The sequence below is a fragment of the Azotobacter chroococcum genome (assembly GCF_004339665.1).
Taxonomy (GTDB): domain Bacteria; phylum Pseudomonadota; class Gammaproteobacteria; order Pseudomonadales; family Pseudomonadaceae; genus Azotobacter; species Azotobacter chroococcum.
In genome coordinates, this window is the sequence record NZ_SMMU01000012.1 from 103076 (window position 1) to 118801 (window position 15726).

Sequence of the window (15726 nt, forward strand, 5' to 3'; positions counted from 1 at the left end):
CATGGGTGCCCCAGACCGGGGCAGCCCTCCAGGCGATCATCCATCAGCAGCCGGCGTGCCGAACATCTCCCGAGTTCTCGGGCGATCACTACAAAACTTTGGGGAGGCCGACCATGTTCACCTGAGGGTGACATACCCGCCGAAAGTGGCTCTCTCGAAGCGGGTGAACAGCGTGAAAGGCGCATCCAGCCGCCGAATGAAGCAGCTACACCCTGAGTTGGTCGCACCGGCATACCGCAGCAATGCCTTGCGGAGCCCCAGCTATTTTGCCGGCAGCGTCGGCGGCGCTCCTCTTGCGGTGTTCAGGCAATACATCGAGCAGCAGGCAAGGCCGCTATAGGGAGGTGCGCCATTCACCCCCGCATTAGAAGTACGAGGCTTTCCGCGCATTTCAGTAACTTCCGACGGACCTGCCGCACTCGTGCGATGGCGAACGCCACGACAGCGAAAGCTTGACGCCAGCCCTCCATGACGCTGTTTCACCGCCAAGGAACTGCCTGAATATTTCAGGCCCGCCCATGCAGTTAGTTTGCAACCTTCGGGACGAACATCGATCCCAAACAAGGCTTTCACACTTGGCATCCCGCCCTTTACCCAATTTTCACAAACCCGAATATTTACCCTACAAAAGATACAAGTATTGGTTTGAGTTCGAAAACGGGACACAACCGTTCGTCGCCAAAGTCGTCTACGGGAAGAGCTGGCGTCATTTCGATACTTAACTGTTAAAGTCGAGCAGGCTCGATCAACCTAATAAGGCATCAAGCTCTGGAGTTCTCTGAAATGGATGGATTTGCACGCTGTGCTTATAGGCGCCTTGAACTGGCACATGTCTATCGCGACACGGCCAACGAGCTGTGCAGTGAAGATGACCATAACCCTTCAGTAAAGTTTTTCAGAAACAAAGCCTACTACGAGAAGGTCCGTGCCAGCGCCCTGCTGGAAATGCTGGCGGATATCGCCCACAACAAGTCAATGGAATCCCAGCAAGCTGCCAACAGTCAATTAACGAGCCCTCCGGAAACCGAACGCTTTTTATGTTAGGCCGGCTTGATCGGCTGGCAGCCGGAACAAGCGCAGGCCTTGTCCAAGCTGGGGACAAGCCTGGCGGGCTCTGCGTCGAAACAAGGTCACTTCCAACAACGCCTGTTCAGGATTGACCGGACTTCGTTGCGGTCTTTCCGAACTCCATCCCTGCGGATTGTTCGCGGCCGGGCCGCGAACTACCTGCACGTGTATTGAAAACCGGCGCTGCCGGACTTCCGCTACCTGAACTGCACGCCCCGGCAGGCGGGCAGCGGCAGGTCATGGAGCGATCGGGATTCGCCTCGGCCCTGCCCCGCTGAAAACACCGCCGATCTTCCAGACGAATGGTCATTCCCATCCTCCCAGCCGGAAGCCGGGACAAGAGGATACGCACGGACAGCGCCGACTTGCCGCAGGAGGCTGGGGAGTCATTCGAAAGAGTCTCCCTGTAGCGACTGCGCCAGCAGTACCGCGAGGCTGATCCCCTGACAACCAGGCCAGCTGGATGCCAATAAAGCCCACTGGTGAATCGATTTACCAAGCGCTAGACTCAAATAATCGAGCCACTTGCCAAACGAAATCCCAGAGACTAAGGTAGCGCTACCTCAGCGATACGAGCCTGCGTTAGGACAGCGCTCCATCCCGAGGGGCCGCTCCAAAATCGAGATAACGTTAAAGCGGCAATCGACAAGAACAACAAGCAGGATGGCAGCAACGCTCTGTTGTGCGATGGGTCTGACCTCGCAAAGATAGCGCTGTCCTCCGCAGGCGAGGTGTCTCATGTGCTCATCTACCGCTACGTTGATCAACCCAGGGGCCGCCGGCCGTGGCCAGCCCCGCCCCCCTCAGGCACCTTGCCTGCGCAGCACTGCAGGCTCCCGAAGGCGCCGCTTCCGTTCCTCCCGCGGCGCCAGCTCGCGCGTCGCGCGATCGGTGGCCAAAGCCGACTGAGCGATCGCCGCCTGAAGCAACCCTCACCCGGCGTTGCGGCAAGACGGCGACCTCCCGACCTCGCTCCCCCGGAAAGACGCAAGCCCAGGCTGCCGGCAAGGCTTCCCGAAGCACCGCCGAGCGGCAGGCAAGCGCCCCGACATGACCGGACGCGACATCCCTTTGGCGGGCCTGGCGCGTCAAAGACGGCAGGTCCGGCCTGCGGCAGGAAGCCGTACCGAATTTGATCCGGGAATGCCGTTCCCGGCTCGAAACCTTGCTTGGGCTGCGTTCTGCGCGCCCGGCAGAAGGCTCCTTGAAAGCAACAATCACAACAAGAGGAAATCCACGATGACGACGGTAGAAACAACCTTTAGCGGAGCTGACTCGGGCAGCCTGGCAACAGCCCAAACGAAGAAACTGAGCCTGTACGTGTTTGCCCTGTTCTTCATTTTCGGCGGCCTGACCAGCCTCAACGACGTACTGGTTCCCAAGCTGAAAAGCCTGTTCAGCCTCAGCTACACCGAGGCCATGCTGGTGCAGTCGGCGTTCTTCTTCGCCTACTTCGTCGCCTCCATCCCGGCCGGCCTGCTGATCGCCCGGATCGGCTACATGAAGGCCGCCGTTATCGGCCTGCTGACCATGGCCGCCGGCTGCCTGCTGTTCATACCGGCGACCCTGTCGACGCTGTTTCCGGCCTTCCTGGGCGCCCTGTTCATCCTGGCGGTGGGCGTCACCACCGTTCAGGTCGTGGCCAACCCCCTGCTGTCGCTGCTGGGGCCGGGCTCGACCGCGCACAGCCGCCTGACCCTGGGCCAGGGCTTCAACTCGCTGGGCACCACCGTGGCCCCCTACATCGGCGCCATCCTGATCCTCGGCGCGCTGAACGAAGTGGACCCGGCCACGCTGTCGGGAGCCGAACTCACCGCCTTCCTGGCCCATGAGGCCAGCGTGATCAGCAACACCTATGCCGGCATCGCCCTGGTGATCTGCCTCATCGCCGCCATCGTCTGGCTGCAGCGCAACGCGCTGAAGTCCACCCGCAAGCCCGAGCGCCTCAATCCGTTTTCCGCCCTCGACCTGCTGAAGCAGCCGCGCTTCGCCTTCGGTGCCGCCTGCATCTTCCTGTACGTCGGCGCCGAAGTGGCAATCGGCAGCCTGCTCACCGACTACCTGATGCTCCCGACGACCCTGGGCATGGCCGCGGAAGAGGCCGGCAAGCATGTGGCCTTCTACTGGGGTGGCGCCATGGTGGGCCGCTTCATCGGCGCGGCCCTGATGCGCCGCTTCGCGCCCGGCAAGCTGCTGGCCTTCGCCGCCACCACCGTCATCGTGCTGCTGACCCTCTCCGCGATGTCGACCGGCACCCTCGCCGGCTGGTCGCTGCTGGCCGTCGGCCTGTTCAACTCCATCATGTTCCCGACCATCTTCACCCTGGCCTCCGAAGGGCTCGGCGAGCGGGCGGCGGAAGGCTCGGGGCTGATCTGCTGCGCGATCGTCGGTGGCGCCATCATCCCGCCGATCACCGGGTTCGCCGCCGACCTGTCGACCCTGGCCCTGGCCCTGGCCGTTCCGGCCATCTGCTACGCCGGCATCGCCTACTTCGGCTGGTACGCACGCCGCCCGCACGCGACGGCCTGAACGGACGGCGATCCCGAGGGCGATCCGAAGGCCGGCGGACCTTCCTCGCCGGGGCGAATCCAGCGCCCCGGCGAGCGTCGGCAAGGATCGGATCCGGCGCGGCGCGACGAGGGCTTGGCCCCTCGCCGCGCCGCAGCCATGACGGACCGACACCGCCTCCTGCTCGCACGCCCATTCAACCACTTCATCAAAGCAACAAGAGCACACGATCCATGACTGTCGAAACCTACGTCCCAGCCCCCAGCTCGACTTTGACCATCATGCACATGGCGTGCTCCACGTTGCCGGAGGAACTGCAATGAAACTGGCACTGGTCGGTGACATCGGGGGCACCAATGCGCGCTTCGCCCTCTGGAAAAACGGTCGGATCGAGTCGGTGCGCACGCTGGCCGCCGCCGAATTCGCCACCCCGGAGCGGGCCATCGAGGATTACCTGTCCGCCCTCGGCCTGCCGCTGGACAGCCTCTCCAGCCTGTGCCTGGGCTGCGCCGGGCCGGTGTCCGGCGAGGACTTCCGCTTCACCAACAACCACTGGACCCTCAACCGCACGGCCTTCCGCAATGCGCTGCAGCTGGACAACCTGCTGCTGATCAACGACTTCACCGCCATGGCGCTGGGCATGACGAGCCTGCGTGAAAACGAGCGCATCCAGATCTGCCCCGGCGAGGCGGAGGCCGACCGTCCGGCACTGGTGATCGGCCCGGGCACCGGGCTCGGCGTCAGCACCCTGCTGCCCGACGGCGAGCGGGGCTGGCGGGTGCTGCCGGGCGAAGGCGGGCATGTCGACCTGCCGATCGGCAGCCTGCGCGAGGCGGCCCTGTGGCAGCAGCTGTTCGCCGAACTCGGCCACGTGCGCGCCGAGGACATCCTCAGCGGCAGCGGCCTGGTCCGGCTCTACCGCTCGATCTGCGCCCTGGACAACCAGGTGCCGCACCTGAGCTCGCCCGCCGAGATCAGCAGCGCCGCCCTGGCCGGCGATCCGGTCGCCGAGGAAGTGCTGAGCCTGTTCTGCATCTGGCTCGGACGCGTCGCCGGCAACGGTGTGCTGTCCCTCGGCGCGCGCGGCGGGGTGTACATCGTCGGCGGGGTGATTCCGCGCTTCTCGGCCTTCTTCCAGTCCAGCGGCTTCGCCAAGAGCCTGTGCAGCAAGGGCTGCATGAGCCACTACCTCGAGGGCGTGCCGGTCTGGCTGGTGACCGCCGAATACCCAGGCCTGGAAGGCGCCGGCGTCGCCCTGCAGCAGATGCTCGACGCGCCCGGCGCCGCCTGACCCCCTTCCCCCCGCCCTCTCCCCGCCCGGGAGAGGGCTGCGCACGCTGCCGCCCCGGCCTTCGCCGGGGCGCGTTCCCCTAACGTTTCACCAGGCGCAGCTTCGGCGGCGACGCCACGGGCGCACGGCGCGCATCGGCGGCGTTCGCGCGGATGAACTCCACGATGGCGTAGTGGCAGGCGTTGAACAGCGGGCCGTCCTTCCAGGACTCGCCCTGATGCTCGGCGCTGTCCTCCAAGGCCTCGACGAAGACAACCTCCAGCAGCCTGACAGGCCCCTCACCACGGAGCGCGACGCGCTGGACCGGATTCACGTTCAGCAGGTCGCAAAGGCCATCGAAGCCCAGGGCCCCGGCGATCTCCTTGCGCCCCAGCACCAACAGGCGCCCGAAGCTCGCCAGTGCCTGGCACAGGTCGTTCATGGCGTCGTAGCGGTGGCTGGCGGCCTGTCGCTCCAGATCGGCCACGGCGAGCTTGGTGAACGGCAGGAAGGGCCGCAGCCTGCCGGCCTGGCGGCGCAGCGCGCGGCGCTCGGCGCGAATGACGTCCAGTTCCTGGGCGAGAACCCGGCAGAGGCGGCGGATCGCGATCAGCCGGGTACGCACAGTAGCTGTCGGCCGGTCGGAGAGCTCGACGAGAAGACGCAGGTGTTCGGCTTTCATGGGAACTACTCCATCCTGGATTGCAGGGCACCGTGCGTGAGCGCACGGTCAGCAGGCCATCTCCGTCTCAGTCTTGTCCCTCGTTCCGCTTTCGGCCAGTGCCGACACCTGCTGTCCGTCGCCCCGCCGGCCGGGCCGCACGGGCCGCACGGGCGGAATTCCGCCTTCCGCGGCGGGTTTGCCACCCCCCCAATGGCGACATTTCGCCACATACCCCGCAAAAAATGCCCAACCCTTGCTCCAGAGCATGGATTTTCGGCGCTTTCAGGTGAATGGCACACATCCTGCTCCTTGCACCTTCGTGCGATGCGGGACGGCCCTGCATCCACCGACGAAAGCCTTCCGGAAACGGAGGCCAGCGCATCGACGGGTGCGCGCCCGACCGCGGTCGGGTGCCGCCCTCCAGGAGAAGCAGGTTCTGACGGCCTTGCGCGCCCGCGCGGCCGTTCTGGACGTGCCGAACAAGAACAACAGTTGATCCGGATGCGACAGCTTCATCGACAGTAGCGGCAGGCCATGTCGGCGATCCCGACCGGCCATCGGCAGCGCGCCAACCCGTGCCCGCCGGAGCCTTGCGAAACCTACTTACAACTTCAACGGGTCCGTCTTATGAAAAAACTGTTACTGACTTTCCTGTGCGCCAGCATCGTCGGCTGTGCCAAACAGGACGACGCGGAAAAGACCGTGGACGTCCTGCTGATCGGCGGCGGCATCATGAGCGCCAGCCTCGGCACCTACCTCAAGGAACTGGAGCCCGACTGGACGATCGACATCTACGAACGCCTCGACCAGGTTGCCGAGGAGAGCTCCAACCCCTGGAACAACGCCGGCACCGGCCACGCGGCGTTCTGCGAGCTGAATTACACCCCCGAGAAGCCCGACGGCCACGTCGACATCAGCAAGGCGCTGGCGGTCACCGAATCCTTCGAGATCTCCCGGCAGTTCTGGGCCCACCAGGTCGAGAAGGGCGTGCTGAGCAATCCGAAATCCTTCATCAACGACGTGCCGCACATCAGCTTCGTCTGGGGCGACGAGAACGTCTCCTTCCTGAAGAAGCGCCACGAGGCGATGCAGCACAGCACGCTGTACCGCGGCATGCAGTACAGCGAAGACCACGCGACGATCAAGCAGTGGGCGCCGCTGGTGATGGAAGGCCGCCCGGCCGACCAGAAGGTCGCCGCGACCCGCATGCCGATCGGCACCGACGTCAACTTCGGCGAGATCACCCGCCAGCTGATGGGCGCATTGACCAAACACGACGACGTCACGCTGAACCTCAGGCACGAGGTGCGCGACTTCGAGCGCAACGACGACGGCACCTGGAGCGTGACGGTCGCCGACCTGGCCAAGGGCGGCGAGGAAAAGACCATCAAGGCCCGGTTCGTGTTCATCGGCGCCGGCGGCGGCGCGCTGCCGCTGCTGCAGAAGACCGGCATTGCCGAGGCCGACGGCTACGCCGGCTTCCCGGTGGGCGGCCAGTTCCTCTACACCAGCAACCCCGAAGTCGTCGAGCGTCACCTGGCCAAGGTCTACGGCAAGGCCTCCGTCGGCGCCCCGCCGATGTCCGTGCCGCACCTCGATACCCGCGTGATCGACGGCAAGCGGGCGCTTCTCTTCGGCCCCTTCGCCACCTTCTCCACCAAGTTCCTGAAGAACGGCTCGCTGCTGGACATGCCGCGCTCGCTGAGTTCGGACAACTTCATGCCGATCATGCACGCCGGCCTCGACAACCTGCCGCTCAGCACCTACCTGATCGGCCAGCTGATGCTCAGCCAGGAAGAGCGCATCGAAGAGCTGCGCGAATACTTCCCGGAAGCCAAGTCCGAGGACTGGAAACTGCTCGACGCCGGCCAGCGCGTGCAGGTCATCAAGAAGGATGCGGAGAAAGGCGGCGTCCTGCAGTTCGGCACCGAGGTCGTGGCCGCCGCGGACGGCAGCATCGCCGCGCTGCTGGGCGCCTCGCCGGGCGCCTCCACCGCCGCGCCGATCATGCTCACCGTGCTGGAGAAGACCTTCAAGGACAAGATCAAGACCGCCGAGTGGCAGGCCAGGCTGAAGGAAATCATTCCCTCCTACGGCCAGAAGCTCGACAACAACCTCGAGCTGACCAACAGCGTCCGCGCCATGACCAGCGAGCGCCTGCAGCTGAACTTCATGCCGGTCGAGCCGGAAGCCGCCGAGGCCCAGGCCGAAGCCGCCGCTCCGCAGCTCACCCAGGCGGCCCTGTAAGCCGCCCCGCCCCGATCTCCCCCTCGCCCTGAGGGGGATGTTTTTTTCGGCCTCCCGAAACAGACACCGTCCCCATCGACAAGGAACTCCCGATGCGTCCCCTGCATATCCTCCTGACGCTGCTGCTGGCCTTCCTCATGGCCGGCCTGCAGCCGGCCCTGGCCGAATCCGCTCCAGGGCAGACCAGCCCGAAACCCAAGGTCATCTTCTTCGATGTGAACGAAACCCTGCTCGACCTGGAGTCCATGCGCCAGTCGGTCGGCGCCGCCCTGGGCGGCCGGCAGGAGCTGCTGCCACTGTGGTTCTCGACCATGCTGCACCACTCGCTGGTCGAAAGCGCCACCGAGAACTACCACGACTTCGGCACGGTCGGCAGCGCCGCGCTGATGATGGTGGCCAGGAACAACGGCATCGCACTGACCGAGCAGCAGGCCCGCAGCGCGATCGTCACCCCCCTGCTCAGGCTGCCGGCCCACCCCGAGGTGCGCGAAGGCCTGCAGGCGCTGAAGAACCAGGGCTACACCCTGGTCACCCTGACCAACTCCACCCGCCGCGGGGTGCAGACGCAACTCGAGAATGCCGGGCTGGCGGACCTGTTCGCCGACAACCTGAGCATCGAGGAGATCAAGCTCTACAAGCCGCACCTGCGGACCTACCGCTGGGCCGCCGAACGGATGGGCGTCAAGCTGGAAGAAACGCTGCTGGTCGCAGCCCACGGCTGGGACGTCGCCGGCGCCAAGGCCGCCGGCATGCCGGCGATCTTCGTCGCCCGCCCCGGACAGACCCTCTATCCGCTGGCCGCCGAGCCAGACCGCACGGTCAAGGACATCCGCGAGCTGGCCGCAGTGCTCGGCAAGCGTCCCTGAATGATGAACTGAACAGAGCGGGAGAGCCGGCGGGACTTCACCGGGCAAAGCCTTCAGGCCACCCCGCTCTCCTCCAGCGTCACCACGCAGCACGGATCGAAGGCGACCTGCTCGCCCGCGTAGCCGCGCGGATTGGAGATCACCCGGGTGCCGGCGACCTGGTAGTCGACCGCGTAATGGGTATGGCCGTGAATCCACAGATCGAGGCCATCGCCCATCAGCTCGTCCCAGGCGTTGACGAAGGCCGCATCGAGGGGCGTGCCGGCGTAGGGATGGCCGGCGATCGAGCGCAGCGACGGCGCATGGTGGCTGATCACCACCGTGGGTCCGACGAAGGGCTGCGCCAGCGAGTCGCGCAGCCAGTCGTGGGAGGCCGTGGCCAGGGCGGCGAAATCCTCGGGCATGGGTTCGCGCGCCTCCGCGCCCCAGCGGATCTGCCGGAAGTCCGAGACCCGCCGCTGCGCCACCTGCCGCGCCGCCGCCTCCTCGCCGGTCGCCCGGTAATCCGTCCAGGCGGTGACGCCGAGAAAGCGCACCCCGCCCAGCACCACCTCATCGAAATCCAGCACCCGCACCTGCTCGTCGGCCGCCTCGCGCAGCTGCGCCAGAATCGCCTGCAGATCGCCGCCGTAATACTCGTGATTGCCCGGCACATAGAGCACCGGGCAATCGAACGCCCGCCGCGCCCACGCCACCCCCCGCGCCCCGACGTCGATATCGCCGGCCAGCACCACTACATCCGCCGCCACCGGCGCCGGGGTGAAGGGGGACAGTTCGTTGTGCAGGTCGGAGAGGATATGGATGCGCATGGGACTGCTCCTTGACGTCTCAGAGGACTATAGCCGGGCAGTGTTGCGGGGAGGTGGATGGCCGCGGCTACTTATACGAAGTCGCCGCTGCTCACAGCGGCAGAGTCGCCGATACCGCTATCGACGAACACATGCTGCCGATGCCAGGCGACGAAGCGGGCCTCTGGCCTGAAGCGCTCCGGCAGCCTGATCGGGCGACCGGCCAACGGTTGCAACACCTGGCGCACGAAGGGATCGGCATTTCGACGCAACGGCTCGGCGAGCAGGATGCGGTAATCGTCGTCCAGGCTCAGCAGGCCCTGATCGAAGGCCCGGTCGTGCAAGGCCGAAAGGCATAGTCCATTGGCGGGGTTGAGGCGGTTCGCTGGGTCCTGGCGCCAGGGGACGATATGGCTGGCGATGAGCAGGCCGGGCTCGGCCAGGTCGGACATGCAGCAGCGCCCCGCATAGCTGCCGAGCACCGCGCGGCGGAAGAACTGCTGCTTGATCCGCTGCTCGATGAGCACCTGCCGGGTCGCGCCGGTGAAGTCTTCGGGCATGTCGATCGCCTCGTCCTCTTCCTCGGGCGGAAGCCCACGCTCGGCGCGCAAAGCCTGGCGCAACTGCACGCATTCCACGGCCAAGCCCTCCCAGTCGGCCTGAAAAAGCTCCCAAACCTGTCGATCCAGCCGGGAGGCCCCCGCCAAGCCCTTACGCCCACTGGCAACGATGGCCGGGTCGAGGCTGGCGAAATTGCACAGCTTCATCGCCACCGCCGAAGGCGTGCGATCGATCAAGCCAGCCAGTTCGACAACCTCGGGATTTCCCTGATGCAACTGACCGAAAGACAAGCGGCAATACAGGTGAAAAGCCAGCTTGAGCTGATCGATGGTCCAGCGGTTCGAGTTCATCGTTTTTCGCTTCTCAGCCCATCACCTCGAACACCACACTCATCGGCCCGCTGCCGCTATGACTGCGATAGCGCACCGGCCCGTGATAGACGAAAGGCGCGGCCTTGCCGTTTTCCAGTCTGTTCTCTCGCACGAACAGGTGGATGGAGAGGCCACGCTTCTCGTGGTCGATGATTTCCCGACCGCGCTTGCCCTCCGGAGTAGTCTTGTTCTGGCTCTGCCAATGAAAGGTTCGCTCGTCGACCCAGCGATCCAGATAGCGGTGCTCGTCGGCCTTGCCCTGTTTGTTCAGCGTGACCAGCAGCACATGGGCCTTGGCTTCCGGCAGGAATACATGCCCGGAATTCCAGTTGCCCGGATTGAACGTCTCGCCGAACAGCGCCGGAATCTCCTCGCGCAGCAGCCGTTGTCCGACTGCAAGCTGCAGCGGGTCGAGCACCGCCTTGAACCGGGCGAAGGTGCGCAGTTGTTCGGTCAAGCCATCGTCGACCGCTATATCGGCATAGTCGGGGTTGTTGGCGCGCAGGAAGTAGCTGCCGTCCACCGCCTTGTGGATCACCCGCAGCAGGTACTGGTTATCGCCCGCTTCGTCCTGGCGCTCGATGGCCAGGGTAGCGCCGGTGATGGAGCCGGCGCTGCTCGGGCTGACATGCTCCAGCAGCAGATAGTCGCCGTCGCGGATCGGGTGTTTGCCGCCGTTCATCGAGTTGCCCGAGGCCCGGGCGATAAAGTGACGGATGGGATCGAGGCGGCCGAAGCCCTCGCCGAGCAGGCGGTACTCCTCGCAATCGGCGCGGCCGGTCTTGAAGTGGCCGCGGGCGATCTTCAGGTTGGGGAAGTACGGCAGCTCGGTGCCCATCTGTGGGACGACGGGCAAGGCGACCACCGGTGCAGTCCGGACAGACTGGCGTCCTGCATAAGCCGCCAGACGGTAGTCGACCAACTCCTGCACCCATTCGGCGAAGCGCTCCCGATCCTCTTCGGCCACCTGAAATAGCGGCGCGAAGCGTTCATCTTGTGCCGTGAAGTAGCGTTTTTCGCCGGCTTTGCGGTTCTCGCCAATCCAGGCATTGACCGGGTTACTCATCCAATAGCGCAGCCATTGCGGCTCGCGGCCGCTGGCCAATTGCGCCTGCTCGGGCGGCAGGTCCGCCAGCAAGGGCCGGCGCCGCCGCAGCACCTGCCAGGAGCGCTCCGCCAGCTCGGCGAACGCCGGCGCCTGGCGCCAGCCATCCAGCTCCTGAAAGGCCTCCAGCAAGACCATCTTGAAGCTCTTGGTCATAGCGGTGATTTCCAGCTCGCGCAGGAACTCCCGATGGGCCGCGAGTAGCGCGCACTCCGCTTCGTCGAGATCACCCATGTTCTCCAGCAGCGAGAACCAGTCGCCGAACTGCTGGCGCATCTCCTTGAGGTTCGCGCCGGAGCGGTAGAACTCGCTCAGCGTGGGGCGTCGACCCAGGCTTTCGCGCAGGGCCTGGTAGTTTTCGCGCAGGCCTGGTAGTCCTGCTGGAGACTGCTGCCGTCCAGGGTCTTGAGGAAGTCGATCAGTTGCAGGTCGTAGTTGACGAAACAACCGTCGGGCAACGCCAGCCGGCGCTCCTCGGCGGCACGCGCGTATTCGGCCAGTTGCCGGTGGTTCATGCTCCGGCCCATCAGGGCCTGGGGCTTGTGCAGGAAGCTCTGGTGGTTACCGATGAAGTCGAGCACCACCAGCTTGTCCTTGCCCGTTTCCGGCGATTTGCGCAGGCCGCGGCCAACTGCTGCAGGAAGAGAATCTTCGATTCAGTGGGTCGCAGCATCATCACGGTGTCGATGGCTGGCAGGTCAACGCCTTCGTTGAACAGGTCGACCGAGAAGATCACCTGCAGGCGGCCGTCGGCCAGTTGCTCCAGCGCTTCGCCCCGCGACAGCCCGGAATGGGCGTAGACCGCTGCCGCCGCGACCCCGTGCTTGAGGAACTGCGCGGCCATGAACTCGGCATGGCGGATCGACACGCAAAACGCCAGGGTCTTGCGCTGGGCATGCAGGCGCCAGCTGTTCAGCGCATGCCGGGCACGGCCCAAGGTGGCGAGCTTGTGGGCCAGCAGCTCGGGGTCGAAGCGGCCGTTGCGCCAGGGAATCTCCCGGTAGTCCACGTCCTCGTCGAAGACCCCGTAGTAGTGGAAAGGCACCAGCAGCTTGCTCTCGATACCGCGAAACAGGTGAGTCTCGAACACCAAGTTGTCGTCGCACAACGAGAGGATGTCCGAGCAGTCGGTACGGTCCGGCGTCGTCGTCAGGCCGAGCAGGAAGGCCGGGGCGAAGTGCTGGAGTAGGCGACGATAGGTCGGCGCGGCGGCGTGGTGGAATTCGTCGATGACCAGGTAATCGAAGTGCTGCGCTGCGAAGCGCTCCAGATGCGCGGCACGGCCCAGGGTCTGGATCGAGGCGCAGAGCACGTCCGCCTGGCTGTCGCGCTGCTGGCCGCGATAGAAGCCGACCCGCCAACTCGGCCGGATGCGCAGGAAGGTCTCCGCCGCCTGGTCGAGAATCTCCTCGCGGTGGGCGACGAACAGCACGCGCCGGGCACCGGCCTGGATGGCGTCGAAGGCCGCCAGCCAGGTCTTGCCAAGACCGGTGGCGAGCACCACCAGGCCGCGCAGAAAGCCGTCTTTACGGGTTTGCGCCAAGGCTTCGAGCGCTTCGACTTGCACCTCGGTCGGCGCTGGCGGCGACTCCACTTCCTGGCTGCCTGGCGCAACGGCGCGCGGCGGTGGAATGCGCCGCGCCTCGTAGTCGTTGATCCAGGCATGGCTCAGCGGCTTGGCGCGGGGCTGGGCGAATAGTTCCTCGAAGCGGCTGCGCGCCTCGAGAAAGCCGGCATCGCCGGGATAGTCGATGCGGTAGTTCCATTCCAGACCATCCGTCAGCGCCTGGCGGCTGATGTTGCTGGAACCGATGAAAGCCTGGCCGCGCAACCGACCATTCCCGTCTTGGCCGGCGAACAGGTAGGCCTTCAGGTGAAAGCTGCTAGCGCCAGTCTCGTAGACGCGCACCTGGGCACCCTGCTCCTGCAGGAGCATCAGCCGGCGTAGGGCGTCCGGGTCGGTAATGTCGAGGTAATCGCTGGTGAGGATGCGTACGCGGGCCGCCGGCCCAGGATAGCCCTCTTCGCCCGCACGCCCCAAGGCAGCGAGCAGATCGGGCAACAACAGGCGCAGACCGGTCGTCTTGACGAAGGCCACCGCCAGGTCGATCTCGTCGGCGGCGTGGATGGCGGCGCAGAGATGCGGCAGGAAAGGATCGCTGTCCCCACCTGTGACTAGGCTCGCTACAGGAGCGGCGGCGCGACGGATCAGAGCGTTGAGCCATTGCTCGCTACGCTCGGAACGCCGGTCGGCGCTGCGCCAGAACTGAATATCGGCCACCGCATCCAGGGTTGCCAGCCAGGCGCCCAGCCGCGCCTCGTCGGCATCGGTGAACTGCCGGCCCTGCTGCTCGCGCTCGCCCTGGCCGAGCTTGAAGCTGCAATAGAACACGCCGCCCGGCTTGAGCGCCCGCCACAGGCGCGCCAGCGCCTCCGGCATCTCGGCCGGGGATAGGTGCAGCAGGCTGGCGCAGGCCCAGATGCCGTCGTAGAGCGCCTCCCCCTCGAACTCGGCGAAGCGGCACACGGCTACCGGCTGGCCCAGGTGTTCGCCGGCCAGTTGCGCCAGCGCCGGCGAGGCATCGAAAGCGCTGACCCGGTAGCCGCGTGCGAGGAACGCGCGTGCATCGCGCCCCGAGCCGCAGCCGGCGTCGAGGAGATGGCCGCCGGCGGGAATGGGCGCGAGAAACCGCTCGTGCAGTTCGTCCATCTCTACCGCCACGGTTTCCTCGAAAAACCGCCGGGCATTGCGCTCGTAGTAATCGTGCGTATCGCTCAACGCTGTGCATCCTTGTACGTGTAGGGCTTCAACTGCCCGTCACCCCCGCGTCCCCCGGCACTCCGGGTAGTTCGAGCAGCTCCAGAACTGGGTACCGGCCTTGCTGCCGCGCTTGACCGTGCGCCGCACCATGGGCGAGCGGCAGAGCGGGCAATGGCGCACCGAGGCTTCCGGGGCCGAGCGGCCGGCCGCTCCGGCGATCCAGTAGTCGAGGGTTTCGCCATCGATCAGGGTCAGCTTGCAGCTGGCGGCGAACTGCCGGGCATCTTCGGTGAAGCTCCCGGAGGTCACCACGAAGCCGCCGGCTGCGCCCTGCGCCGCGACTACCCCGTAGAGTTCGCGCACCACCTTGACGCCGACCTTGAGGGCGCGCCACTGCTTGCACTGCACCAGAAACCGCTTGCGGCCCTTGCGCACGACGAGGTCGACGCCGCCGTCCGGACCGGCGTTGCCGGTTTCCTCGACGGCATAGCCCTGGCGGCGGAACACCTCGCCGACCAGGCGCTCGAACTGCTGCCAGTCGATCCCGTCGGAAACGGCTGCCGGGTTGTTCAGCGCCTTGCGAAACAGCCAGCCGCGCTTCATTTGCCGGCCGATCGACAGCAGCGCGCCGAGGCCCAGCAGGCCGGGCAGCAGGTACTGGCCGGCCCAGGCGGCGAGCGGCACGAGCGGTTCCAGGGCCTGCTGCGGATCGCGGCGCAGGTCCTGCACGAGTTTTTCCAGCTCCGCCAGGCTGTCGGGCAGGGCCAGGCTGTCCAGCGTGGGCAGCGCCCCCTGCGCGGCCAGGGGATGCAGAAACCACCACGCGCCGAGGCCGGCGGGCAGGCTCAGCCACCAGGGCAGCAGGGCGCAGAGCTGGATCAGGCCGGCGACGGGCGAGAATTTTCTTCGGGGCAACGAGGGGCTCCTGTCGGGCGGTGGTGCGCCGCTGTTCAGGAGCCTTGCCAGGAGAACATGCGGTGCGGTGGGCGACGCTGCGGTCGTCCATCCTGCCGCCGGTTCCCTGGCAGGCGAGGCAAGCGCTGGACTGAATCACTGTCCGCGGGAGATCGGGCCGCAAGATTACTGCAATATCACGGCCATTGACCACAAAACCCCCTGGCCAGCCAGGCCGGGCACAGCATTTCAACCTATTTCACCGTCCATTGCCGCAGCAGCCTCAGCTGCATTTCCAGCCGCTCGCTGCGCGCCCGCTCCGCACGCAGTTCCGAGCGCAACGCGCGGCACGTCTGCTCCAGCTCCAGCTCCCTGATGCGCAGGCGCTCCAGGGCGGCCCGGGCCTCGGCGAGCCTTTCCTTCAGGCCGCGGACCTGCTGGCCCTGCAGCAGCAGGCCCGGCACCGACAGGCTGGCCAGCAGCACGCCGCCCGCTCCCCACAGCTGCCACATGACTTCCATTCCCTCTCTCCTGCTCCGGCAGTACGTCCCGAATGACCGCGGCAGGATATGTAGCCTTAAAAGACATATCTAGAATGTAGACTTGTACAGGTAAAGTTTTCG

The 15726-nt window shown here is 65.8% G+C and carries 14 protein-coding genes; 6 read left to right on the forward strand and 8 right to left on the reverse strand.

The annotated features are described in order from the left end of the window. Window position 1 precedes the first annotated feature (1 nt). The 4 genes from tnpA (at window position 2) to EV691_RS12435 (ending at window position 4867) form a co-directional block, all read left to right on the forward strand. Window positions 2-340, forward strand: coding sequence for an IS200/IS605 family transposase (tnpA, locus tag EV691_RS24265; RefSeq protein WP_377802404.1), 339 nt, complete (start codon window positions 2-4; stop codon window positions 338-340). Window positions 341-783: 443 nt separating this feature from the next. Then, window positions 784-1044 (forward strand): hypothetical protein, encoded by a 261-nt coding sequence (locus EV691_RS12425; RefSeq protein WP_131297261.1) that lies wholly within the window; start codon window positions 784-786, stop codon window positions 1042-1044. Window positions 1045-2388: 1344 nt separating this feature from the next. Then, complete coding sequence (locus EV691_RS12430) at window positions 2389-3597, forward strand: sugar MFS transporter (protein ID WP_242672474.1); 1209 nt, start codon at window positions 2389-2391, stop codon at window positions 3595-3597. A 298-nt stretch (window positions 3598-3895) separates the two neighbouring features. Further along, window positions 3896-4867 (forward strand): glucokinase, encoded by a 972-nt coding sequence (locus EV691_RS12435; RefSeq protein ID WP_131297263.1) that lies wholly within the window; start codon window positions 3896-3898, stop codon window positions 4865-4867. Window positions 4868-4946: 79 nt separating this feature from the next. Here EV691_RS12435 and EV691_RS12440 read toward each other — a convergent pair whose 3' ends face one another. Further along, window positions 4947-5528: a hypothetical protein gene (locus EV691_RS12440; RefSeq protein ID WP_131297264.1), complete on the reverse strand. Its 582-nt coding sequence runs from the start codon at window positions 5526-5528 to the stop codon at window positions 4947-4949. Window positions 5529-6137: 609 nt separating this feature from the next. Between EV691_RS12440 and EV691_RS12445 the strand changes: the two genes are divergently transcribed. Further along, a complete protein-coding gene (locus tag EV691_RS12445) occupies window positions 6138-7757 on the forward strand; it encodes a malate:quinone oxidoreductase (RefSeq protein WP_131297265.1) in 1620 nt (539 codons plus the stop codon). A 92-nt stretch (window positions 7758-7849) separates the two neighbouring features. Beyond that, window positions 7850-8623, forward strand: coding sequence for a haloacid dehalogenase type II (locus tag EV691_RS12450; RefSeq protein WP_131297266.1), 774 nt, complete (start codon window positions 7850-7852; stop codon window positions 8621-8623). A gap of 53 nt (window positions 8624-8676) precedes the next feature. On the opposite strand, the gene EV691_RS12455 is transcribed toward EV691_RS12450, so the two are convergent. From EV691_RS12455 to EV691_RS12475, 7 genes are all read right to left on the reverse strand, one after another. Then, window positions 8677-9432: a metallophosphoesterase gene (locus EV691_RS12455; protein ID WP_131297267.1), complete on the reverse strand. Its 756-nt coding sequence runs from the start codon at window positions 9430-9432 to the stop codon at window positions 8677-8679. A gap of 71 nt (window positions 9433-9503) precedes the next feature. Beyond that, window positions 9504-10322: an HNH endonuclease gene (locus EV691_RS12460; protein ID WP_131297268.1), complete on the reverse strand. Its 819-nt coding sequence runs from the start codon at window positions 10320-10322 to the stop codon at window positions 9504-9506. Window positions 10323-10335: 13 nt separating this feature from the next. Beyond that, entirely contained in the window at window positions 10336-11724 is a 1389-nt protein-coding gene (locus EV691_RS23580) for a DUF3427 domain-containing protein (RefSeq protein WP_207390127.1), read from the reverse strand. Between the two features lie 35 nt (window positions 11725-11759). After that, window positions 11760-12029, reverse strand: coding sequence for a hypothetical protein (locus tag EV691_RS23585; RefSeq protein ID WP_207390128.1), 270 nt, complete (start codon window positions 12027-12029; stop codon window positions 11760-11762). After that, entirely contained in the window at window positions 11975-14227 is a 2253-nt protein-coding gene (locus tag EV691_RS23590) for a DEAD/DEAH box helicase family protein (RefSeq protein ID WP_207390129.1), read from the reverse strand. The genes EV691_RS23585 and EV691_RS23590 overlap by 55 nt, the downstream gene beginning before the upstream one ends. Before the next feature lie 39 nt (window positions 14228-14266). Next, window positions 14267-15124 carry a restriction endonuclease gene (locus tag EV691_RS12470; RefSeq protein ID WP_131297269.1) on the reverse strand — a complete coding sequence of 286 codons (858 nt, stop codon included), beginning with the start codon at window positions 15122-15124 and terminating at the stop codon, window positions 14267-14269. A 233-nt stretch (window positions 15125-15357) separates the two neighbouring features. Further along, complete coding sequence (locus EV691_RS12475) at window positions 15358-15624, reverse strand: hypothetical protein (protein WP_131297270.1); 267 nt, start codon at window positions 15622-15624, stop codon at window positions 15358-15360. Between the last annotated feature and the right edge of the window lie 102 nt (window positions 15625-15726).